This is a genomic window from Leucobacter faecis, from assembly GCF_054456635.2.
Map to the genome: position 1 here is coordinate 1 of NZ_JBTJEP020000043.1, position 933 is coordinate 933.

Here is a 933-nt window from a genome sequence, read left to right on the forward strand (position 1 = left end):
TGGTGTGTGGGTGTCTGTGTTTTCGGGCTCACGCTTATCACACGTGTTGGTGGTGGGGGTGGGATCGACCGTACGTTGAGAACTACACAGTGGACGCGAGCATCTGACAATGACCTTCGGGTTGTTGTTGATACTTTATTTATATTTTCATTGGTCGCACCGGCTTGCTGGTGTGATTTTCTGATACTTATGTGATTTCAAATCTTTAAGAGCAAACGGTGGATGCCTTGGCATCTGGAGCCGAAGAAGGACGTAGTAATCTGCGATAAGCCTCGGGGAGCCGATAAACGGGCTGTGATTCGAGGATTTCCGAATGGGGAAACCCCGCCAAGACGCGTGCGTACTTGGTGACTCCCGCCTGAATATATAGGGCGGGTAGAGGGAACGGGGGGAAGTGAAACATCTCAGTACCCCCAGGAAGAGAAAACAACAGTGATTCCGGTAGTAGTGGCGAGCGAACCCGGATGAGGCTAAACCATGCGTGTGTGATACCTAGTAGGGGTTGCACGTGTGGGGTTGTGGGACATGCCTCGAGAGGCTACTACCTCTCGGACGTGAGAGTGAAGCTATAGGAGAACCGCTTGGAACGGCGGACCGGAGTGGGTGAGAGTCCCGTATCTGAAATGGTTTTACCGCGTGGTGTGGATCCCAAGTAGCACGGGGCCCGAGAAATCCCGTGTGAATCTGTCAGGACCACCTGATAAGCCTAAATACTTCCAGATGACCGATAGCGGACTAGTACCGTGAGGGAAAGGTGAAAAGTACCCCGGGAGGGGAGTGAAATAGTACCTGAAACCGTTTGCTTACAAACCGTCAGAGCATGCTTGTTCATGTGATGGCGTGCCTTTTGAAGAATGAGCCTGCGAGTTAGCGATATGTGGCGAGGTTAACCCGTGTGGGGTAGCCGTAGCGAAAGCGAGTCTGAATAGGGCG

1 rRNA gene is annotated in these 933 nt (G+C 52.5%); it reads left to right on the plus strand.

Going from position 1 to position 933, the window contains the following annotated elements:
- Positions 1–195: 195 nt before the first annotated feature.
- Positions 196–933: ribosomal RNA gene (locus ACXR2T_RS15770) — 23S ribosomal RNA — on the plus strand; the annotation flags it as partial.